Below are 20223 nucleotides of genomic sequence, written 5' to 3' on the forward strand. Positions count from 1 at the left end.
TTAGAACTTAATTCCGTTAAGGGATTAGTCGTTCCAGCCTTTTCTCGATTTTTTAACAGCGCGCTTACGAGCTGCTAGAGACTTCTTTTTAAGTCTTACTGAGGGCTTTTCAAAGTGTTCACGTTTTTTAACTTCAGAAAGGATGCCTGCTTTTTCGCAAGACTTCTTGAATTTTCTGAAAGCAGATTCAAAAGACTCACCGTCTTTGATCTTAACCATTGCCACGACAATCACCTGCCCTTCTCATGTGGAAAATAGAGAGAAGAGTGTATAACAAAGCAGCACAAAAGGGGCAAGCCTTGGGGTCCTGACGCGATGAATTATTATTACCCGTGTGCTTTTTATTTGCGCACTCCCTGACGAGAATGAGAGAAATTCATCGAGGGGTGTTTATGCGTTTTTATATCTATTTGATATTACTGGGTTTATTTTCAACTTCCCAAGCACACGCATGGGAGAATTTTTATTTCTTTAAACCCGGAGAACTGCAACCCCTTCGACCGCTCAGTCAAACCGTCGAGGCTCCGGCTGCTCCAACCTGCCGTGATAACATCCGCAAAGCCATCTGTGTCGTGAACTCGGCTCAGGATCCAAGGGGTCCTCGTCACTGTCTTCCGGGTGGTGAAGCCCTGGCGACACCTATCGAAAAAATCTACGATATCGTTCCTGAAAAAGTGCAAAAAGCTTTTTGCAGCCTGGATGTGATTTACGTTGAAAACGACATGGAATCCTTGGCCTATGCAGGAATCATTCGTTACGACGAAAACGACCAGCCTCTGGGAGCGGTGATGGGAATTCGCCGCATTCTTCTGGAGCAAGCTTATGACGCTACTTCCGTGTTTGGCTGGAAAGAACAAAAAGCATTCGGGCTTCAAGCTCCTCCGTTTGTGCATTTGCCGGAAGGACCGCGCGTCGACGTAGCTTTACCAGGATCTCTTTCCGCTCTCCATTATGTTCTTGTGCATGAAATCGGTCATATCTTGGATTTCAGCAACACGGCGAACTCTTTTATCTGCGGCCCTGGAGAAACTTGCAATTTAGATTCGGGAAGAATGGAAGAGTATCTGAAAATGGTTCCAGCGCCGGCGTCGTGGGCTTCTTTGAGCTGGAAGTCGACGGGCACTCCGAAGGATGAATACAATTTTCCTCTTTGGAAGAAGCTTTGTTTTTATGGCTGCACCGAGCGTTTGGAAGTTGCAGACATCGAACCTTTCTATGCGCAGCTTGCGCCAACAAACTTTGTGACGACCTATGCGGCGGTGTCCCCTTTCGAGGATTTTGCTGAAAGCTTCACGTTCTACATTTTATCTTTGCAAGGTGAATGGACATACCAAATTCAGACTCCGACCACGGCCTATTCTTTAGACAAAAAATGGACAGAGCTTAACGACAAAAAAACTTGGATGGACTCCTTTTACAACCGCGATCTGAAGTACCCAAGCCCGATAAATTAGTTTATAAAGATCGAAATGCCTCAAGGAGTTAACTTTATATGATGGAAATGTTATCGAACCCACAAATCTGGATTGCCTTCGCTACGTTGTTCGCTTTGGAACTTGTGCTCGGCATCGACAACATTATTTTTATTTCGATCTTGGCGGGAAAGCTTCCCAAAGACCAACAACAAAAAGCACGCATGACAGGTTTAGGTCTTGCGGTCTTCACACGCATCCTGCTGCTTTTGTCACTTTCTTGGATCATCGGTCTTACAGCTCCGATCTTTGAAGTTTTCGGGCAGGAAATTTCAGGCCGTGATTTGATTCTGATTCTTGGCGGTCTTTTCCTTATCATCAAAAGTACGCTAGAGATTCATCACAAGCTTGAAGGCGTCGAAGGAAGCCAGTCCACAGGCGTCGCGCACTCTTTCAATGCCGTGATCGTGCAAATCCTGTTGCTGGATATCGTTTTTTCTTTGGATTCCGTTATTACCGCCGTCGGCATGGTCAATCAGTTGTCGGTGATGATCGCAGCGGTTCTTGCTTCAACTGTGGTTATGATTTTGTCGGCGAAATCCATCAGCGACTTTGTGGATTCTCATCCTTCATTGAAGATTTTAGCTTTAAGCTTCCTTTTGATGATCGGCTTTACTTTGATCGTCGAAGCGCTCGAAGTGCATATCCCGAAAGGCTACGTTTACTTCGCAATGGCGTTCTCTGTCGGCGTTGAAATGCTCAATATCCGCATGAGAAAGAAACAACATATCACGCCAGTGAAACTTCGCGAGAGAGTGGCTGAGGAAAAATAGTGTCTTTCTCCAAGGACGACGAAAAGTGGATGCGCAAGGCTTTAAGTCTTGCGCGCAAAGCGGGCGAAAAAGGAGAAATCCCCATCGCCGCGCTTCTCGTTGATTCTGAAGGACAGCTTGTTGCTTGGGCCATTAATACGCGCGAAAGACAGCAAACTCCCCTTGGTCATGCCGAACTTTTTGCTCTTCATAAAGCTTCTCAAAAAAGAAAAAGCTGGCGCCTAAGTGATTGCACTTTGTACGTGACTCTTGAGCCGTGCGTGATGTGCGCCGGAGCCATTCAGCAAGCGCGTTTGAAGCGTGTTGTTTATGGCGCCTCGGATCCTAAGGGTGGAGCTGTCGAAAGTCTTTATTCGGTTCTCAATGATTCCCGCTTGAATCACCAAGTGGAAATTACCAAAGGCGTTTTAGCCGCGGAATGCGGAGAAGTGATTCAAGATTTTTTTAAGCATCGCCGTGATGAAATAAAGTCTGGAAAAACGCAAAAAGTATTTCGCGATCGCGCCTCTGTGGTCGTTGTTCATAAAAACAAAATTCTTGGTTTTCATGCCATTGATCCTACTTCAAAAGCTCCGTACTTTTTCATTCCGGGTGGCGCGATTGAAAGCGGTGAATCGGCGGCGGAAACAGCCGCGCGCGAATGTTGGGAAGAAACAGGCTACAAGGTTCGCATTCTTGAAGAGACCGCCTTTGAAAGAAAGTACGACTTCCTTTGGGATGGTCGTGTACATGCCTGCCGAACGCTCTTTTACGTCGGTGTATTGGATCAAGAGTGGACTCCGCCTCACAAAGTGGAAGATGCCTCTTATCACCGTGGTGTTGAGTGGATTGATGTAAAACATGCAGCCAAAGTCTTTAGCTACAATAAGGACATCCTCTGGGCTGTGCAAAAATTGCTTAAAACCGCTCAGAAGAAATCCGCCTTGCGCTAGCACCCCTCCCCTGTTACAACGCAAGATTCATGACACAGACAAAATTTACAGACCTCCCTTTAATCGCTCCTCTTCAATTTTCACTAAAAGAAGCAGGTTATGAAACCCCAACTCCAATTCAGTTGGCGGCAATCCCTGTTATTCTTGAGGGCAAAGATCTTCTTGGTATTGCACAAACGGGCACAGGCAAGACAGCGGCATTTTCTCTTCCTATTTTGCAGAACTTGGCAAAACATCAAACACGTCTAGAAGCAAAATGCCCGCGCACTTTGATTCTAACTCCGACACGTGAGTTGGCGATTCAAATTCACGAAAACATTCAGGCTTACAGCAAGCACTTAAAACTTAAACACGCCGTGATCTTTGGCGGTGTCGGTCAAACTCCGCAAGTCAAAGCTTTGCAAAGCGGCGTGGATATCCTTGTGGCGACTCCGGGCCGTCTTATCGATCTTTTCCAACAAAAGTTTTTAAGTCTTCATAAAGTGGAAATTTTCGTTCTCGACGAAGCCGATCGCATGCTCGACATGGGATTCATGCAGGACATTAAAAGAATCCTGCCTTTGCTTCCGAAGAAACGTCACAACTTATTTTTCTCTGCAACGATGCCGCCAGAGATTCAAAAGCTCGCGAATACGATTCTTGTGAATCCGGAAAAAGTTGAGGTGACGCCGACATCTTCGACAGCAGAAAAAGTTGAACAGAGCGTGATGTATGTCGAAAAGAAAAATAAGCTCGACCTTTTGATTCATCTTCTTAAAGACAACAACCTCTATAAAGTTCTTGTTTTCGTCGCAATGAAACACGGTGCGAACCGCGTTGTCGATAAACTTGTGAAGGCAGGCATTTCAGCTGCAGGCATTCACGGTGACAAATCGCAGTCGGCGCGCCAAAGAGCTCTTGAGGATTTCCGTAACGGCGATGTACGTGTTCTTGTTGCGACGGATATCGCCGCCCGCGGTATTGATATCGAAGGCATCACTCACGTAATCAATCTTGAAATTCCGCATATTCCTGAAAGCTACGTTCATCGCATCGGGAGAACGGCGCGCGCAGGGGCTTCAGGTGAATCCATTTCTTTCTGTACGGCGGAAGAGCGTTCTTTTATGTATGCGATTGAAAAAGTCACTCGCCAAAAAGTGACTGTGGTTACCGACCATCCATTCCACTCGGAAGAAATCGCGAAGGCTACCGTGATGAGCGTTGGTAAAGCCAAAGCGCTTATTGAAAGCCAAAAGCGCGATAATAAAGAAAAACACCGTCCACAAAAGAAAAAACGCTTCTTCGGCCCCAAGGGCAAAGACGGCGGTGGTGCAGGCAAAGGCCCTTCGAAAGGACCACACAAAAGATTTTCGGGAAACAAAGGTCCTCGTTAAGGACCTTTCACTTCGATGATTTTACGGCTCACGGGTTCGACCGTGACTTCGATGGCTTTTTGATTCTTCTGACTCGCCTCAAGCTTCTTTAAAATTTCTTTTTGCGAATCCGCCGGCACTTCATAAATTGTCGGCGTTCTTTTGAATGTGATTAGGGATTTATCCTTCGTCGTCTTTACTTTATGAACGACGTCTAAAAAAGATTGCGGTTTCATTTGCGGACCTTGTGCAAAGCTCGTGGAACTAACAAAAAGCAAAGCGATGACGAAAAACTTCATATCTTTTTTCCTTGATTAAACTTACGCCAAGCTTTTTTTTCTTCTGATTCCCACTGACGCTTTTCTAGTTCTCTTTCGGCCATGACCGTTTCAGCCATGTGCCAGCGGCCTTGGCCCGGATCATTTCTAATCGCGCTCAACTCTTGGCCTCGCAATGGATCAAGGACAAAACGGTCTGTCGTGTATATTGAGACTTCTTCTTTCAGTTCTTCGTCAGGAAGCATTTTATCGGTCCACGTCTTTACAGGAACAGGTTTGTTGAACATCGCCGGATCTAGAATTCTCATCTCAACGCCGGTCTTTGTCTCTACCGCCACCATCGGAGCCACATGATACGACCACACGACATTCTCGCCATTGCGGGCATTTTTGGTTTCAACAATCAAAGTGCCTTCGATAAACATTTTACCAACACGAATTCCTTTTTTCTCAAGTTCGCGGGCCATGATATGCGCACGAGCCCAGCAGCCGTCATCAGGCACATCGAAGGCGTACTTGGGGTCTTTTGCAAAGTCGGCGAAGATTTTATTCAGCTCTTCTTCTTTCACCACGGAAATAGGAATTGTTCCCGCCGCTGTTTTATCGACATTCACAGTCGGATAAGGAATACGGCCGTTTTTATTCGCTTTCGGATCGCACTTTTCACCCCGGTTCAAGGTGTGAATTGATTCGTTCAAGCTTTCAAAAAAATCAAAGTAAGTATGTGTCTGAGGATAGCCGTCGCGGAATTTTCCCGAGGACGTCGCATTTTTATCAGGCAAAGCGGATTCTTCGTACTGACCTGCGTAGCTACAGATCTCTTCCATCCCGGCTTTTTCAGAAGAAGAAAGCTCTTCGATAATCGCTTGATCGCAGAGAACCCCCGGCGCAATAGCGTATGCCGGAAGAACGATTAAACTGAGAATGAAAAAAAGAAAAATGCGCATACCTGCTTATCGGTGTCTAAGACATTGACCTAAAGAATTTTCGCTGGACCTTGGTCTATTCCGAAAAAGATCAAAGCGCAGAAACTATTCCTGCGCTTCCAGACGGTATCCCAAAGAAGGAACAGCCACGATACGGCCGTTGAACTTGTGAATCTTACGTTTCAAATAGTTGATCTGAGAGTCGACGTTACGTGAAGTCACCTCAGTATCACCCCAAATTTCCGACAAACATTTTTCGCGCGTCACAAGATTGTTTTTGGCGGCAACAAGCATCTTAAGAATGTCGAATTGTTTCGGCGTGAGATTAACTTCCTCTCCGTCCACGAAGATCTGACGAGAAAGAAGATTCATTCGCAGATTAGCCGCTGTCAGTTCGGAAGCCGCTTCCGGTTCTTTATCTGAAAGACGCGCTTTAATACGAAGAATGAGCTCTTTTACGTGGAAAGGTTTTGAAATGAAATCATCAGCACCCGTTTCGAACGCTTTGATTCTTTCGTCGATAGTCGCAGCACCGGATACAAAAATAATCGGCGTGTTCTTCGTGGTTTCGCTTTCACGAACCATACGACACACGTCTACTCCCATCACGCCTGGCATCTTATAGTCCAAAAGAATAAGATCCGGCTTCTTTTCGTTGATAAGACGGAATGCAGAGTTGCTATCAGAAGTGTATGAACACTCGTACGTAGAGCTCAAAATCTCTGCGAGGAGCTTACAGCTCTCTTCGTAGTCGTCCACAATAACAATCTTTTTAGCAGCCAAGTCCGCACCTCTCAGAGGAGTTGTAATACTTGTAAACATGTTCATATTTGAAGGATCACCCGAATGGACGGAAAATACAAGGCGCGCGGAGTCCAGTTTTACATGCCTTTGAATTTGATTCGCTTAGTTTCGAGAATCTTTTTTAATTGGTCTCTTTTGTCGCCTTGAATTTCAATCATGCCATGCTTTTCGCCAAGGATATGCGTTCCACCAACACCACACTTGGCTTTCAGTTCCTTCGCAAGCGTCTTGATATAGTCTTCGTTGCGAGGAAATCCATCCATAATCGTCACAGTCTTTCCTCCTCTTCCGCCTTTTTCCAGACGGAAAATGACGGTGAATTGGCCTTCTTGGACAGTTTCTTCAGGACGGCAGCGGCACTCGGCCTTGAGTTGCTTACATTGAGGACAAACAATGTTGTCCTTGGGATCAGTACTATAAACTAAGCGAGTATTTTTCATGAACCTGCAGTTTCGTTGGACGGATTCGGACTAGGCTCTTCACCCAGTTTGTGCTGAGTGTACTCTTTCCCGTCGAATCTAAAAAGCTGCGGAGTTTCATCCATAACGGTCGCTAGGTTTACAGGTCTTTTCCACATTTTAAAGACGTTCTTCAGCGTCTCGCTCATAAAATCGGGTTGCATGTCGATGCCTTCATGCAAGTGAGTTAACAACAACTCACCGCGATTTTCGAAGTTTGCATCTTCGATACGAATGATTGGCTGACCGAAGTTTGTCATGTGGAAAAGAAGTTGCGCTTTGATAGCCTTAAAGTCTTTGGTATCGACCTCAAACTTCTGCGTCTTCTTATTAAACTTATAAACGAAGAGTTTATTGCGAACACAGAAATCTTCCGTCAGGAACTGATCAATGAAAGTGACGTCATTGCACACTTTGCGCACTTCAAAGATTTTTTCACGGCCTAAGCGAAGATCTCTGTTCCAGTTTTTGCGTTCGCGAATATCATCACACTGTTCCCATTCGCGACCGAACTGACCTTTATTCCAGCGCTCTTCAATATCACGGAAAAGTTCAATCCCCACTTTATAAGGATTGTATCCGTTTGGAGCCATTGCCATCGTTCCACTGTGGTGATCGGCAAAGTCGATAATTTCAGAGTCATTGAGAATTTTCGTCGTCATGAGTTTCGAGTGCCAGTAAGACGCCCAACCCTCATTCATCGTTTTCGTCATTCCTTGCGGAGAGAAGTAATAAGCTTCATCGCGAATGATCGACAACACATCCTGCTGCCAGTCCGTCAACGGAGCGTAGTGAATAAAGAAGTTCAGGATATCTTTTTCAGGCTCACTCGGGAATCTTTGCGCCTTTTCTTGCGCTTCTTGTTCAGCCTTACGACGTTGTTCTTCAACAAACGACGGAGGATTAATGTAGTCGCGCATATAAGAGCGATCGACACGCAAAAGATAATTCGGCTCTTGCGCACGATTTTCTTCCGGCTTAACCACAGACTTTTCCACATAGGGACTGTAGCGGTCGATCAAATTTTCAAGACTCAAACAGACGTCGATAAAGTTTTCCACAACGTCTTGACCATGACGATCCATATAGCGACGAATACGTGTCGCGTGATTCGCCATCTGGTCCATCATTTTGCGATTTGTTTTCGAGAACCAAATATTGTTTTTAAAGAAGTCGCAGTGACCATACACGTGGGCCATCACAAGCTTCTGATCCATCATCGCGTTACCTTCCATGAGGTACGCGTAACAAGGATCTGTGTTAATCACCATTTCATAAATTTTTGAAAGACCGTATTCGTAGCTCTTGGAGAGATGCTCATACTCCATACCAAACTTCCAGTGTGGATAACGCACCGGAAATCCGCCGTAAGCAGCGAACTGATTGATTTGATCGTAAGTGATCAATTCAAAGATAGTTTCAAAGCAATCCAGACCCGCCTCTTTAGCGATGGCCCAAATTCTTTTTCTTTCTGCTTCAAGTTCGGGAGTTAAATTTGCCATAAGTTTTACTCCAATTTGGCATGGAAAAAGGTACCTGGTACCTTTTTCCTATTTGCCCTTCCCAAGGAAGTCTTTGATTGAATCGAGGATCTTGTCGCGGTTTTCAATTTGGCTCAGAGTCAGTCTTTCGTCTCCGCCAAATTCTTTTTGCAAATCCTTAAGGAATTGCCCGCTCCCGTACTTACTTTCCACCTGTCCGTAACTGAACACATTGCAGTTCGGAAGGAAGAATTCCGTCAGCATCTTCACGCACAGGCGCGTGTCTTCACCAGACCAGTTATCGCCGTCACTGAAATGGAACGGATAAATGTTCCACTCGTTCACAGGATAATCTTTTTCGATGATCTCCTGACAAAGTTTATAAGCAGAGCTGATTAAAGTACCGCCCGACTCACTTGTTCTAAAAAACGTATCTTCATCAACTTCTTTTGCTGCAGCATCGTGAATGATGAAACGTGTTTCCAGACCCTTATAATGTTTTTTCAACCAGGTATTGATCCAGAAACTTTCAAGACGAACGATCTCTTTTTGTTCGTCGCCCATTGAGCCTGACACGTCCATCATATAAATCACCACCGCCTGAGTTTGCGGCTGAGTGACTTTCTTAAAGGATTTGTACTGCATGTCCCGACGAATCGGAATAACCAGCGGTTCTTCCGCATTGTAGGTTCCAGAACCCACAAGACGCTTCAAAGCCCTTTTATAGGATGATTTGAAATGACGAAGACCTTCGGGCCCAACTGGTGCCAAACCCGTAAATTTCGTCTTAATCGATTCGATGTTTTTCGCGCCCTTAGGCTCAATGCGCGGAAGCTCGAGTTTTTCGCCAAGAATATCAGCGAGCTCTTCCATGGTTAATTCGACTTCAAGCAAATGCTCGCCGGGAGCCTCGCCCGCCTGACCTTGACCGCCTTCACCCGGATCGCCCACGTCTTGGCCGGGTTGACCTTCACCCTGACCGACGCCACCTTGCTGTTTCGGGCCGTAACGGAAGTTGGGGATGTCGATACGAGGAAGCGGAATCTTTACAAATTCATCTTCACGCTTCCCGATCATCTCGCCTTGAGAGACGTACTTGCGCAGGTCCTCTTTAACCTTCCCTTTTACGATCTCTCTAAATCTATTATGGTCTTCACGTATCGACATTATTTATTCTTTACGTCCCCTCGAGCGAAGATACTTGCAACATAGTGTAGAACGTCCGTCGCAGAGATCTCATCGTACCCGAAGTCCTTGATGAGACGAGTTTTAACGATATCAATTTTCTCTTGAGTGTCTTTATCAGCAACGTTGCTTACAAGAGTTGTAAGTTTGATGCTGTCTTTCTGATCTTCAAAGAGTTTCAATTCGATCGCTTTATGAAGGCGTTCGTTCATCTTGTAGTTGAACTTCTTGCCTTCAAGAGCCAAAGCACCGATGTAATTCATGATCTCGCGACGGAAATCGTCTTTGCGGGATTCAGGAATTTCAATTTTCTCTTCGATGGATCTCATCAAACGCTCGTCCGGTTCTTCATCGTTACCAGTGAACTGGTTACGAACTTTCTCGCGTTGTGTGTACGCTTTTACGTTATCAATGTAGTTCGCACAAAGTCTTTGCATCGCGCTTTCGTCGGCACTGATCGCTCTTTGCACTTCACCCTTGATGATTTCTTCGTATTCTTGAAGAACAACACCTAAAAGCTCTTTGTACTCCGCTTTCAACTCTTCGTTTGAAATCAAAGAGTGATTCTTTAATCCGGATTCAAGTTCTTTGAAGACCATGAATGGATTCACGGACCCCTTGTTGGACTGCTGAGCCGCCACCAAGGCATTGGAAAGTTTATCTTGGATATAACGAGCCGAAATACCCTCGAGGCCTTCACGCTGGGCTTCTTTACGAAGCTCCCGTACGTTGTCCTCCGTGTAATTCGGAAGCGTTTTACCATTATAAAGTTTGAGTTTTTGCAAGCGCGTAAGGTTGGCTTTCTTCGGCTTTTCCAAGCGAGTCAGAATAGCCCACATCGCCGCCATTTCAACTGTGTGCGGAGCAATACTGATACCGCGCACCTTTTGCGAGTTGAAATCACGCTTATAGATATTCACTTCATCTCTCCAGCGAGTGATGTAAGGAATATCGATTTTCACAGTACGGTCACGAAGAGCTTCCATAAATTCGTTGTCTTGAAGGCGACGGTACTCTGGTTCATTCGTATGACCAATGATCACTTCATCAATATGAGTTTGCGCGAATTTTTTCGGCTTCACTCTATGTTCCTGCGAAGCACCCAAAAGATCGTAAAGGAACGCGACATCGAGTTTTAGAACCTCGACGAATTCAATCATCCCGCGATTGGCAACGTTGAACTCCCCGTCGAAGTTGAACGCGCGAGGGTCTGAATCTGATCCGTACTCTGCAATCTTACGGTAGTTGATATCACCAGTAAGCTCTGTGGAGTCTTGGTTCTTTTCGTCTTTCGGTTGGAAAGTACCAATACCGATACGATCAGCTTCCGAAATGAAAAGTCTTCTGACACGAACGTGTGAAAGAACTTTCATCAAGTCACCGTCATATTTTTCCATCAAAGTTTTAAAGATAAAACGCGATGGCGGGCTGAGTTCTCCATCCACATGCACGCGGTACGTGCCCTCTTGGCCTTTGTTCAAAGACTCATAGATTTGCGGGCGAAGATCTTCAGGAATAAGAAGCAATGGCTCTTCATTCATCGGCGACGCGAACACTTTCACGCCTTTACCAAGAAGACCGTCGAGCTCGAGCTTTTCGTCAATCCATTCGAAAGTGTACATCGCGCCATTCTTTGAGTGAGAGTAGCGCTCTAAACCTTTTTTGAGCATGCGGCAGATTGTCGACTTCGCACTTCCTACCGGACCGTGCAGAAGAATCACACGCTTTTCCGTTCCGTAACCGAGAGCCGCCGCTTTAAGTACGTTCACAAGTTTCATCAGCTGAACATCGAGACCGAAGACAGCGTCTTTACCGTTGTTATGAACGTCGTCGAAAAATTTGTAGCGAACGACTTCTTTTTTGAAATCGAGATATGTTTCAGTGCCTTCTTCAACGATCATGTCATACATGCGCTGATAGGCATTGCGTGTGATTTTTGGATTTTCTTTTACAAGATCAAGATACTCGGAGAACGTGCCGCTCCAGTGTTCTTTTGCTTGTGCGCTTGAATTCTGCCAGTTGGTGACCAACGAATGTAGATCAAACTTAGAGGCCATATTCTCTCCCCCAGGTGCTTGGTGACACACACCTACTGAGTTAGATTATGCCTCAATCCTAGACGGTTAACGAGGAATTTAATTTATTTGTATTGCTTTGAACCCTGTAGGTTGTTTCAAAGTGAATAGCTCTGGCTTGAACTGGACCTCCGTCTGGGGTGCAGAAAATTGCCACTGCATTTCGAATTGCGGGGCCGTAATTACGACTTTCTTTTGGCCCTCGGAACGATTTAACCAGTTTACGCGAATCGCTCTTTGCAGATTCTCACATTGAGAGATTTGGCCTTGGGTATCGAGACTGCACTTCCATCCAGGGCCGCGAACAGGTTCATCGAAGGCAATGTTCGCAAGATTCATCGGATGCAGAGTGAGATCAATCATGCGACTGAATGCTCGCTCTGAATTCCGCCCATAGAAAAATGCCTTTTGTGGATAAATGATGTACGAGATTTCGCTGGGACTCATCACAAGACTTGCCACTTGATAGCCCATGATCGCTGTGATTTCCAAACGCGCCCGTTCATTCTTTATCGCGTAAATATCAATATTTAATGACTGCGTTTTATTTTCTTTTTGGTCCCGAATTAAAGCTTTCGTCTCCCATTGCGCTTTTTGAAACGCACCCTCTTTCACCGTTTTTGTGACACATCCTGAAAGGAAAAGGGTTAATCCGATAAATAGAAAATGTTTGCTAGTTGTCATCATTGCCTTAGCATAGAGAAATGAATTCTTTTAAACAAGCCTTGAATCACTTCAAAGGCACTTGGAAAGACAGTTTGATCTTTGGCCTCTGTGCGACGCTGATTGTTTTTTTAGTGCGTTATATCCCTTACGTCAGCGCCTTTCTGATTTCATTCTGTCTTTTGGCGCTTCAAGAAATCGCACAATATAAAGTGGAAAAAAACGCCTGGCCGCGAGAGTTGTTTCACAAAAAATCGCTGCCCTCTTATCTCATTACAAGTTTGATCCTTTTGCCAACCAGCGTGCTTTTAGGTTCCGCGATTGGAATTTTGCAAAGTCCACAAGCGCTGTGGATGACGGCCCCATTGTCGTTAGGCCTATTGATGCTCGCGGTGTATTTCTATTTCGTGCTTAGCCATTCTTTGCGCTTTCATCTCGAAACCAACGAAAGCTTAGGTAAGGCGATTGATGTTGTCGGCCTTGTTTCTATTAAGAGCTTTAAAAATTACTTCGTCCTGAGTTTTTATTTCGCGTTTTTGATTTTGCTTTCGTCTCTTATCGCCGGATTGGGATTGATCGCCGTTTTGCCGCTTCTATTTTATGTCGGTCATTTCTTTTATTTAGAGATAAAGCCGCTGGTCTTATTAAAGACGCAAAAGGCATAAAAAAAGCCGCGGTGATTTCTCAACGCGGCTTTTTAAGTCATAACTAATAATTTCTTTATTCAGAGTGCTCAGCGATAGGTTTTTCAACCGATGCCGGCAAACGCGGAGTCGAAAGCTCTTGCTTCTCGATCGCTGTGATCTTGCCACGAATCTCTTCCACTTTGCGTTTATCCGTTTCTAGATCCGCCGCTTTACGGTACATCTTCTTCGCTTTATCCACCATGGATTGCTTGTAGTAAGCGTCACCCAAATGCTCAGCAATAATGCTGACTGTGGATTGAGACTTATGAGCGGCTTCTAGGAACTTGATAGACTCTGGGAATTTGTTTTGCTTAAACAAAACCCAACCCAAGGTATCCAACACATAGCCATCATGAGGTTCCAACTCAAGAGCACGGCGAGCCAACTTCTCTGCATCCGGAAGATTGACGTTCATCTCGGCCCAAGTGAAGGCAAGATAGTTCATGCCTTGCACGTGATTTGGATCTAGCTCCAACACTTTCTTCATCTCTGTCACAACCACGTCTTTGTTTCCAAGACGATCGTTGATTGTGCCGTAGTAAAAACGCAATTGGGCGTTTTCAGGAAACTTCTCAAGACCTTGCTCCAAAACTTTTGCAGCACCTTTATAGTCGTTCTTCTCATCCATCAAGGACGCGTACATCGCAAAAATCTGTGGTTGATCCTGGCGCTCTTTCAAACCTTGCGCCGCCACTTTCAAAGCCTCCTCCAGTTTGCCCAAACCTTTAAGAAGGTAAGCCGCATGCACTACGGACTCTCCGTAATATGTGCTGGTCACTGGAATCTTGCGGTACTCACGAACAGCTTTTTCAGCTTGATGAGTTTCTTCATACACAGCTGCAAGATAAAAACGAACTTTGTCTGAATCCGGAGCGTCCTTCAACACGTCTTCCAATTTCTGAGAAGCCAGGTCGTAGCGTTTTTGTTCAATCAAGATCAAAGCCATCTTCATGCGAACATTCAAAGGCTCATCTGAATCGCTTTCAAGAACCTCAAGTTGTTCGTAAGCTTTTTCGTAATCGCCTTTTTCAATGTAAGTCTGAGCAAGAACTTCTGCGATGCGAGGGTTCGGCGTGTTTTCCTTTTGGAACTCACGATACATGCTGATCGCTTTCGCCTCTTGCTTCTGCTTTGTGTACATCATGCCCAAAGACAAAACGGCATCCGCAAAATCAGGCTTCAACTGAAGGGATTTTTTGAACGATGCTTCCGCAGCCTTTTGATATTTCTCATCACCCTGCTCCATGCGCACGCGTCCGATGTAGTAGTGTGCTAGATAAGGTGTCGAGTATTCAGAGTTCTTCAGCAAAGTTTCAAAGTACTTCACTGCTTTGTCTGATTGTTTTTGCTCTGAATACAAAGCGCCGATGTACAACGGAGCTTCCGTGTTTGACGGCTGCAGCTTCATCACCGTGTTGTACTCTGCCAAAGCTTTTGGATAAAGCTTCATAGAAGAATACAAACCACCAAGCAAAAGATGCGCATCGATATTCTTGTTGTCTTTTTTCACAGCTTCTTCAGCTTGTGCCAAAGATTCTGAAATCAATCCTTGCTTCAAAAACTCCGCCGCCAAACGCATGTTCACCGCAGGAGAATTCTGGTCATAAACCAAAGTCATCTTGAAGGATTCAATTGCTTTTGCAGTATTCCCATCGAGGCTATAGGCTTCACCCATCGCGAAGTAATAATCCGCTTGAGTGCGCATGTAGAGAGGATCGAGAGTGGCGCTTCCATCTTGAGCTACGACCGCAGGAGCGAAAGAAGCAGGAGCACGGTTTTTATCGTCGAATGAAGCTTCGTAGTATGTCGCTTTATCCGAATCTGTGGACGTTAGTGTCGCGCAGGCCGAGAGCAAAAGTACTAAAGGGGCTATCAGCGCGGTCCTAGTGTGTAGAAGCATTGGATCTCCTTGGTCACTATGCTGATCGGCATATTTTGAGAAATTCTTGACGCAATTACATGGCGCCAGGACCTCATCGCGACTAAGGACAAGACTAGAATTTGTCTAATTTTGAGCCATGCTCAGAAGAACGCCTAAATCGTCTCCGGAATAGACCGGTTGTTCAGTGAGGCTCTTGTCCTCATTGTCTAAATCTGCTGTCTCCACTTTTTTGTTAGGGCCTGTGGACCAAACAAGAATCCGCATCTTGCCGGCCGGACTCGCCGACAGAATTCGATAACGATAGGGCTGACCCCAAGGATCCGTACCCATGGTCCCCGTACTACGCAGATTTTCAGCGACTGAGGACTCGCTGACGGAGGCTGGGACACGTTTTCCGGCCTTTTCAGCGGGGCTTTGAGGTTTTGATGCTTCGCGGTAAATTTGTACAACTTGATAGCCTACGACCTCCGCTTTTTGCCGGGCCGTTTCGACTTTCGAGTCCGCCATTTGACGATTCCAAGGTGTCGCGATGATCGCGGCTGAAAAGCCAACCAGGCCTAGAAGGGCTAAGACACTAGTGGACTTAAACTCTTGAATTTCTTCATTTTTCATTAATTTTCTTCCCGCAAAGAAAGGTCGTATATTTACCTTTCGGAGAGATTTCGAGAAAACTTTAGACAAAGGTCTGTGAAAGTTGAAAAAACGAATAACTATTTGCGAAAAAAATAACGCCTGGAGTCTTTTCTTTTGATTTGAGGACCCCTTGACAAGGGGTGGCGGCAGGGATAGGTTGCGCCCATCTGCAAGGGGACGCTGAATCATCAGGCACTTATATCTCCTTGAGACTTTGGGGAAATTTCAAATTGGGAGGCACTTTTGATCAACCAAAACGAAACAATGACATCGAAGCCAAATTCTAAAGTTAAAATCATCAAGCGCTATCAGAACCGCAAACTCTACGACACACAACAAAGCTGCTACGTGACTCTTGATGATATCGCTAAAATGATCCGCACAAACGAAGAAGTAATGGTTATCGATAATAAGTCAAAAAACGATATCACTGCTGCGACTTTGACTCAGATCATTTTCGAAGCTGAAAAGAAAGCATCTCAATACGCTCCTCTTTTCACACTTCGCGAAATCATCCAAAACGGTAACGGAAGCATTTCTGGTTACTTGGCTAAGCTTGGTGCATTCCCTCAGGATTACATGACTAAGCAACAAGTTAACACTGTTGTTGAAAACGCTTCTACTGACAGCGTAAAACAAAACTTGGAAAACCGCGTAGCAACTGCTGCTACTCGCTACAACACAGACACTACTGCTAAAGTAGCTGCTGAAAAAGCAACTGTACTTCCTGGTTTGCAACAAGACGACGAAACTCCAAATCTTCCTGGTTCTTCTTTGTTGAACAACTAAGATCGATTGAAAAGTTTCAAAGCTTAAATGCTAAAAAGGCTCCGTAAGGAGCCTTTTTTTATAGGTTTATTTCAGCGAGCGCCAGACGATGAATTGTTTTTGGCCTGGTTTGATAAGAACTTCGCGATTTTCCAGATTTTCTCCTGTCGGAGATCCCGTAAAATCTAAACCTTCAATTTTGAATTTATATTGTCCTGCTTTAAGCGGAACGCGAATAATTTGAATCGTCTGAGGCAAGGTCGACCACTGGCGCACATCCGCACGATCGGCGATGTTCAGTGCGATAAAGGCTAAGTCGCCCAGAAGCTGATTTTGCTGGCGAACTTGATCGGACAGAACTGCTTTTGTTGCGATACCTGCTACGCGTTTTGCGACAAGAATTCCTTGGTCTTCGCGCAAAGTTTCAATCGCCGCTTTTTCTACGTCGTAAACTTCGCGGCTTAAATAAGATGTGTTCGCTTCCGGCAAAAGAGTCAGGCGCGCTTTTTTTGTATCACTGCTTGCCGCGATGAGAGTGGGAAAACGATACTCATTGCGATCGGGAACTTTGCGAGGGCCCCATCCCTGTTGATAAATAATCACAAGCTCGCCAAGGTTGCGGTTGTACCAAGATTCTTGCTCTTCCACTTCAGGGAATTGTTTTTTCCACTGAGCGTAAGAATCCATTCGACGCGCCAGTTTCGCAGAGCGGATCAAATCCGCGTGAATCGTGGGAATCGTAGGATCGATTTTGTAAGCCTCATTGTAGGCGATGTAAGCGTCGTCGTAACTGCGACTGGCTTCCCAAATAAGAGCCGAAAGATATTTACTGAATGAATTCAGTTCGAATTTCTTTTTTTCATCTGCACGATACTTCAAATATTTTTCGTTGATACGGCGAGCTTCGACAAGAGCGTCATCCAACTGACCCATCTCTAAAAAGTTCATCGCAAGATAAGCATTGATGAAAATCTTTTCGAAAGTGTCGCCTTTGTATTGAACCATTTCTTCACTCAAAGCCAACGAACCTGCAATACGCGAAACAGATTGATAGTCGACCCTCTCTGCCAGGCGGTCCGCTTTCATGAAAACAGCGTTACTTTCTTTGTACTTTCCCGCTATTTGTAAAGCGGTTCCGTAATCCAAAAGATAAACAAGTTGATCGTCGCTTTGCTTTTCTGCGAGAGGCTCAAGTTCCTTAAGAGCTTTTTCGTAATCGCGATGAGAAAGGGCTTCCCGTGCCTGATGAACTTTACTTTGATAAGAGGCACAGCCGGAAAGAATAGTCGTGAAGAAAAAAAGACCCACGACAGGCGTGAGTCTTTGTAAAATACGATTCATGAATTAAAGGCCAACTGATTTTTTCTTAAATGTCTTACGAATTTGTTTTTGATCAGACCAAGTGATCATGCTTGTTTTCAAGTTCGTCAAATTCAAAGTCAGTTTGTAGTAGACAGTTTTGTCTTTGCCAACTTCTTGAACGATTGAATCCAAACGTCCATTGATGATGAAGTCCGCGCCGACTTGGCCGCCAGGACCTTTTTTGCTGTCTCCCGCAACCATGCCTGAATTTTGATAGTTGTATTCATCGGCAATATCTTGGCGCGCCTCTTTATCGATGAAACCTACTTTTCCAGATTTCATCAACTCAACGCGAACCATATCCATGATGCTTTGAGTATCGATATGTTCAGATGTTTTATTTTGCAAACCCGTCACCATAACGACTGGCAATTTTTTAGAGCCGTTAATCGCAGGTGATTGCATCAAACTGCCAACAAGATCTTGCACAGCTTTCTGCATGTCCGTTTCAGACCATTGATCGTTCAAAAGATTTTCACGGTTGACGTCGTCATACTCGCCTTTTGTAAAAGCTTTCGGACCGCAATTCGTCAAAGCCAAAAATGAAAGTGTGAGAGCTGCCAGAATCAAATTCTTCATAGGTACCTTCCCGTTCTATTGGACACTTCAAAAGTCTATGTCGAATGATATCGGACACGCAAGTCCCAAACCGTCCTTAAAATTCGCATTATCCTTATATATCAGCACCGTTTATTTTGCAGGCGGAGGGTATATGAATGAAGTGTCCTCAAGTCTTTTGGCTTATGAATGTCTCCGTGCGCAAATAAATCCTTTTGCCGAGGAGATTTGGATACTTGCACTAAACTCGCAAATGGAAGTTATAAAAAAGGATTTGATCTTCCGCGGAACTGCGGATCACTGTCTCATTCATCCACGCGATATCTTTCGGTCTCTGATTCTTTGTAACGCCTGTTCTTTTATTATGGCGCACAATCATCCCAGCAATCACACGGAACCTTCAGAACAAGATCTTATTATAACTCGAAAAATTTATCAGGCGAGTTTGCTTTTGCAAATTCCGTTGCATGATCACATCGTGATGACCCCAACACAGTACTACAGCATGGCCGACCACGGACACTTCAAAAAATGGCGGAAAAATTTTAAATCGTTATTTATTGAAGAGCGTCTCCGCCAGAACCAAATAGATCCATTCCATTCTGACTCGGACTGCGAAGAGGTGTTACGGAAATTACGCGACTCAAGTCATCGCTCAGAATAACTTTGTATCCGCCTCGCCGAGCGTTTTCGATAAACTGCCGAGCATATTCTTCTTTGTACGCTTGCGTATACTCCGCCATTTGTTGTGCGTTGAAGAGTTCCCTTTGAACAACATCATGGGGACTCATTGCCTCTTCTTTGCGAGTGCCACGACCCAGCTCATTCGCCAACTCCTGGGCGCGTGTGTCCGTTGATAAATCTAACGTGTTGTCATTCGTGTAGGCTCGTTGAGCCGAAGTGGAGTTAAAGTCCGTGTTTAACAGACGAGCGTTTTCCACTTCCATACGCTGTCTTGCCAATTCCATCTTTTCATTCGTGAACATAAGATGACGATTCACTGACTTTTCATATTTTTGTGATTTTACGCGCGGATCTTGTTGCGCTACCGGCTTCGGATCTTCACTTCCCAAATAGGCAAAGACCAGTCCCGCCGCTCCAATAAAAAGCAGCAAGGCCAAAAACATAGAGCTTTCCTTTTGTGACCTCTGGGATGTCATAGAAGTCCTATCGGTCTTGAAAAGGGAAATCTTAAGAAAAAGAGCCTTTTTCATCTCAGACTGAGTCGCAAGTTTACAAGAATTTGTTCACGCGAAGTGCCCTTAATGCTTCTTTTGCGCTCTTGTTTAATTTTTAAACAGTCTTTCAGCATTGTAATGCACCACCGCGGATTTAATGCGTGGCATGCCTCGTGAAGTAAAGATTTGGTGAAGAAATAACCAAGAACCGATCAAATTGAAAGGGATTCCTCACATGAAAATTAAACAAATCACAACAACTGTTATGGCAACTCTTGCTTTAGGCAGCACGGCTATGGCGGCTAGCTCTGGCACTCTTTTGCTTCAAGGAACAGTCAACTCTGTGAACGACATCGTGGTTACAGCCAATGGTACGAACAATACGACGTTGAACATTCTTGCTGGTGAAACTGCGAAGAACGTCGGTTCCGCTATTGAAACATCTAATAATCTTGCTGGATATAAAATCGTGATCTCTTCCTCGACAGGTGGCGAGCTTAGACACACAGTGGATGCAACAAAGAAGACGACATACAAAATTGGTTATGACGGCGCTGCTTCTGTGACGCCAACAGTAGCAGGAGTTATGGTGAAAAACGTAACTTCATTGACGGGTCTTACAACAGACACTTCCGTTATCACGGCGGATGTGACGGCGTATGCATCAGCTCCTGCTGGTACTTACGAAGATACATTGACTGTCTCTATCCAAGCTAACTAATAGACTTTCAAAGACAATGAGCTTTAAGAAACCCGC

22 protein-coding genes are annotated in these 20223 nt (G+C 45.0%); 8 read left to right on the plus strand and 14 right to left on the minus strand.

Annotated features, from left to right (window positions below):
- Nucleotides 1-24: 24 nt before the first annotated feature.
- Nucleotides 25-219 (minus strand): 30S ribosomal protein S21, encoded by a 195-nt coding sequence (gene rpsU / locus QJS83_RS09855; protein WP_041872727.1) that lies wholly within the window; start codon nucleotides 217-219, stop codon nucleotides 25-27.
- A gap of 173 nt (nucleotides 220-392) precedes the next feature.
- Between rpsU and QJS83_RS09860 the strand changes: the two genes are divergently transcribed.
- The 4 genes from QJS83_RS09860 to QJS83_RS09875 are packed head-to-tail and all read left to right on the plus strand — an operon-like array spanning nucleotide 393 to nucleotide 4550.
- A complete protein-coding gene (locus tag QJS83_RS09860; RefSeq protein WP_284604427.1) occupies nucleotides 393-1454 on the plus strand; it encodes a hypothetical protein in 1062 nt (353 codons plus the stop codon).
- 41 nt (nucleotides 1455-1495) lie between these two features.
- The gene (locus tag QJS83_RS09865) at nucleotides 1496-2245 is read left to right on the plus strand and encodes a TerC family protein (protein WP_350159289.1); all 750 of its coding nucleotides are present in this window, start codon (nucleotides 1496-1498) and stop codon (nucleotides 2243-2245) included.
- Nucleotides 2245-3177 (plus strand): tRNA adenosine(34) deaminase TadA, encoded by a 933-nt coding sequence (gene tadA / locus QJS83_RS09870; RefSeq protein ID WP_284604430.1) that lies wholly within the window; start codon nucleotides 2245-2247, stop codon nucleotides 3175-3177. Before QJS83_RS09865 ends, tadA begins: the two co-directional genes overlap by 1 nt.
- 29 nt (nucleotides 3178-3206) lie before the next feature.
- Nucleotides 3207-4550: a DEAD/DEAH box helicase gene (locus QJS83_RS09875; protein ID WP_284604432.1), complete on the plus strand. Its 1344-nt coding sequence runs from the start codon at nucleotides 3207-3209 to the stop codon at nucleotides 4548-4550.
- On the opposite strand, the gene QJS83_RS09880 is transcribed toward QJS83_RS09875, so the two are convergent.
- The 8 genes from QJS83_RS09880 to QJS83_RS09915 form a co-directional block, all read right to left on the minus strand.
- Nucleotides 4547-4828, minus strand: coding sequence for a hypothetical protein (locus QJS83_RS09880; protein ID WP_284604434.1), 282 nt, complete (start codon nucleotides 4826-4828; stop codon nucleotides 4547-4549). The two genes, QJS83_RS09875 and QJS83_RS09880, sit on opposite strands and share 4 nt — an antisense overlap.
- Nucleotides 4825-5754, minus strand: a complete 930-nt coding sequence (locus QJS83_RS09885; protein WP_284604436.1) for a protein-glutamine glutaminase family protein — start codon at nucleotides 5752-5754, stop codon at nucleotides 4825-4827. The genes QJS83_RS09880 and QJS83_RS09885 overlap by 4 nt, the downstream gene beginning before the upstream one ends.
- An 84-nt stretch (nucleotides 5755-5838) precedes the next feature.
- Nucleotides 5839-6561 (minus strand): response regulator transcription factor, encoded by a 723-nt coding sequence (locus QJS83_RS09890; RefSeq protein WP_284604437.1) that lies wholly within the window; start codon nucleotides 6559-6561, stop codon nucleotides 5839-5841.
- A 53-nt stretch (nucleotides 6562-6614) separates the two neighbouring features.
- Nucleotides 6615-6977 (minus strand): translation initiation factor, encoded by a 363-nt coding sequence (locus QJS83_RS09895; RefSeq protein ID WP_284604439.1) that lies wholly within the window; start codon nucleotides 6975-6977, stop codon nucleotides 6615-6617.
- Nucleotides 6974-8497 (minus strand): SpoVR family protein, encoded by a 1524-nt coding sequence (locus tag QJS83_RS09900; RefSeq protein ID WP_284604440.1) that lies wholly within the window; start codon nucleotides 8495-8497, stop codon nucleotides 6974-6976. The genes QJS83_RS09895 and QJS83_RS09900 overlap by 4 nt, the downstream gene beginning before the upstream one ends.
- A 48-nt stretch (nucleotides 8498-8545) precedes the next feature.
- Nucleotides 8546-9643, minus strand: a complete 1098-nt coding sequence (locus tag QJS83_RS09905; protein ID WP_284604442.1) for a DUF444 family protein — start codon at nucleotides 9641-9643, stop codon at nucleotides 8546-8548.
- On the minus strand, nucleotides 9643-11718 hold the full coding sequence (locus QJS83_RS09910; RefSeq protein WP_284604444.1) for a PrkA family serine protein kinase: 2076 nt from the start codon (nucleotides 11716-11718) through the stop codon (nucleotides 9643-9645). The genes QJS83_RS09905 and QJS83_RS09910 overlap by 1 nt, the downstream gene beginning before the upstream one ends.
- Nucleotides 11719-11796: 78 nt before the next feature.
- Entirely contained in the window at nucleotides 11797-12423 is a 627-nt protein-coding gene (locus QJS83_RS09915) for a hypothetical protein (protein WP_284604446.1), read from the minus strand.
- Between the two features lie 17 nt (nucleotides 12424-12440).
- Here QJS83_RS09915 and QJS83_RS09920 point away from each other — a divergent pair, with 17 nt between their 5' ends.
- Entirely contained in the window at nucleotides 12441-13064 is a 624-nt protein-coding gene (locus QJS83_RS09920; protein ID WP_284604448.1) for a hypothetical protein, read from the plus strand.
- Between the two features lie 55 nt (nucleotides 13065-13119).
- Here QJS83_RS09920 and QJS83_RS09925 read toward each other — a convergent pair whose 3' ends face one another.
- Nucleotides 13120-14985, minus strand: a complete 1866-nt coding sequence (locus QJS83_RS09925; protein WP_284604450.1) for a tetratricopeptide repeat protein — start codon at nucleotides 14983-14985, stop codon at nucleotides 13120-13122.
- Nucleotides 14986-15090: 105 nt separating this feature from the next.
- On the minus strand, nucleotides 15091-15579 hold the full coding sequence (locus tag QJS83_RS09930; protein WP_284604452.1) for a hypothetical protein: 489 nt from the start codon (nucleotides 15577-15579) through the stop codon (nucleotides 15091-15093).
- A 264-nt stretch (nucleotides 15580-15843) separates the two neighbouring features.
- On the opposite strand from QJS83_RS09930, the gene QJS83_RS09935 reads away from it, so the two are divergent.
- Complete coding sequence (locus QJS83_RS09935) at nucleotides 15844-16389, plus strand: polyhydroxyalkanoate synthesis regulator DNA-binding domain-containing protein (protein ID WP_284604453.1); 546 nt, start codon at nucleotides 15844-15846, stop codon at nucleotides 16387-16389.
- Between the two features lie 66 nt (nucleotides 16390-16455).
- Here the strand turns inward: QJS83_RS09935 and QJS83_RS09940 are convergent, their stop codons facing one another.
- Together QJS83_RS09940 and lpoB are read right to left on the minus strand one after the other, a co-directional pair.
- Nucleotides 16456-17709 (minus strand): COG3014 family protein, encoded by a 1254-nt coding sequence (locus QJS83_RS09940; protein ID WP_284604455.1) that lies wholly within the window; start codon nucleotides 17707-17709, stop codon nucleotides 16456-16458.
- A 3-nt stretch (nucleotides 17710-17712) separates the two neighbouring features.
- Nucleotides 17713-18309 (minus strand): penicillin-binding protein activator LpoB, encoded by a 597-nt coding sequence (gene lpoB, locus QJS83_RS09945; protein ID WP_284604456.1) that lies wholly within the window; start codon nucleotides 18307-18309, stop codon nucleotides 17713-17715.
- Between the two features lie 133 nt (nucleotides 18310-18442).
- Here lpoB and QJS83_RS09950 point away from each other — a divergent pair, with 133 nt between their 5' ends.
- On the plus strand, nucleotides 18443-18952 hold the full coding sequence (locus tag QJS83_RS09950) for a JAB domain-containing protein (RefSeq protein WP_284604458.1): 510 nt from the start codon (nucleotides 18443-18445) through the stop codon (nucleotides 18950-18952).
- On the opposite strand, the gene QJS83_RS09955 is transcribed toward QJS83_RS09950, so the two are convergent.
- A complete protein-coding gene (locus tag QJS83_RS09955) occupies nucleotides 18846-19415 on the minus strand; it encodes a hypothetical protein (RefSeq protein WP_284604460.1) in 570 nt (189 codons plus the stop codon). The two genes, QJS83_RS09950 and QJS83_RS09955, sit on opposite strands and share 107 nt — an antisense overlap.
- A gap of 286 nt (nucleotides 19416-19701) precedes the next feature.
- Here QJS83_RS09955 and QJS83_RS09960 point away from each other — a divergent pair, with 286 nt between their 5' ends.
- Nucleotides 19702-20187: a hypothetical protein gene (locus QJS83_RS09960; protein ID WP_284604462.1), complete on the plus strand. Its 486-nt coding sequence runs from the start codon at nucleotides 19702-19704 to the stop codon at nucleotides 20185-20187.
- The last annotated feature ends 36 nt before the right edge of the window (nucleotides 20188-20223 follow it).

The sequence above is a fragment of the Bdellovibrio sp. 22V genome (genome assembly GCF_030169785.1).
Classification (GTDB): Bacteria; Bdellovibrionota; Bdellovibrionia; order Bdellovibrionales; family Bdellovibrionaceae; genus Bdellovibrio.

Coding starts and splice junctions, on each gene's coding strand:
- rpsU (WP_041872727.1), bottom strand. CDS start 219: ATGGTTAAGATCAAAGACGGTGAGTCTTTTGAATCTGCTTTCAGAAAA.
- QJS83_RS09860 (WP_284604427.1), top strand. CDS start 393: ATGCGTTTTTATATCTATTTGATATTACTGGGTTTATTTTCAACTTCC.
- QJS83_RS09865 (WP_350159289.1), top strand. CDS start 1,496: ATGGAAATGTTATCGAACCCACAAATCTGGATTGCCTTCGCTACGTTG.
- QJS83_RS09875 (WP_284604432.1), top strand. CDS start 3,207: ATGACACAGACAAAATTTACAGACCTCCCTTTAATCGCTCCTCTTCAA.
- QJS83_RS09880 (WP_284604434.1), bottom strand. CDS start 4,828: ATGAAGTTTTTCGTCATCGCTTTGCTTTTTGTTAGTTCCACGAGCTTT.
- QJS83_RS09885 (WP_284604436.1), bottom strand. CDS start 5,754: ATGCGCATTTTTCTTTTTTTCATTCTCAGTTTAATCGTTCTTCCGGCA.
- QJS83_RS09890 (WP_284604437.1), bottom strand. CDS start 6,561: ATGAACATGTTTACAAGTATTACAACTCCTCTGAGAGGTGCGGACTTG.
- QJS83_RS09895 (WP_284604439.1), bottom strand. CDS start 6,977: ATGAAAAATACTCGCTTAGTTTATAGTACTGATCCCAAGGACAACATT.
- QJS83_RS09900 (WP_284604440.1), bottom strand. CDS start 8,497: ATGGCAAATTTAACTCCCGAACTTGAAGCAGAAAGAAAAAGAATTTGG.
- QJS83_RS09905 (WP_284604442.1), bottom strand. CDS start 9,643: ATGTCGATACGTGAAGACCATAATAGATTTAGAGAGATCGTAAAAGGG.
- QJS83_RS09910 (WP_284604444.1), bottom strand. CDS start 11,718: ATGGCCTCTAAGTTTGATCTACATTCGTTGGTCACCAACTGGCAGAAT.
- QJS83_RS09915 (WP_284604446.1), bottom strand. CDS start 12,423: ATGATGACAACTAGCAAACATTTTCTATTTATCGGATTAACCCTTTTC.
- QJS83_RS09920 (WP_284604448.1), top strand. CDS start 12,441: ATGAATTCTTTTAAACAAGCCTTGAATCACTTCAAAGGCACTTGGAAA.
- QJS83_RS09925 (WP_284604450.1), bottom strand. CDS start 14,985: ATGCTTCTACACACTAGGACCGCGCTGATAGCCCCTTTAGTACTTTTG.
- QJS83_RS09930 (WP_284604452.1), bottom strand. CDS start 15,579: ATGAAAAATGAAGAAATTCAAGAGTTTAAGTCCACTAGTGTCTTAGCC.
- QJS83_RS09940 (WP_284604455.1), bottom strand. CDS start 17,709: ATGAATCGTATTTTACAAAGACTCACGCCTGTCGTGGGTCTTTTTTTC.
- lpoB (WP_284604456.1), bottom strand. CDS start 18,309: ATGAAGAATTTGATTCTGGCAGCTCTCACACTTTCATTTTTGGCTTTG.
- QJS83_RS09950 (WP_284604458.1), top strand. CDS start 18,443: ATGAATGAAGTGTCCTCAAGTCTTTTGGCTTATGAATGTCTCCGTGCG.
- QJS83_RS09955 (WP_284604460.1), bottom strand. CDS start 19,415: ATGTTTTTGGCCTTGCTGCTTTTTATTGGAGCGGCGGGACTGGTCTTT.
- QJS83_RS09960 (WP_284604462.1), top strand. CDS start 19,702: ATGAAAATTAAACAAATCACAACAACTGTTATGGCAACTCTTGCTTTA.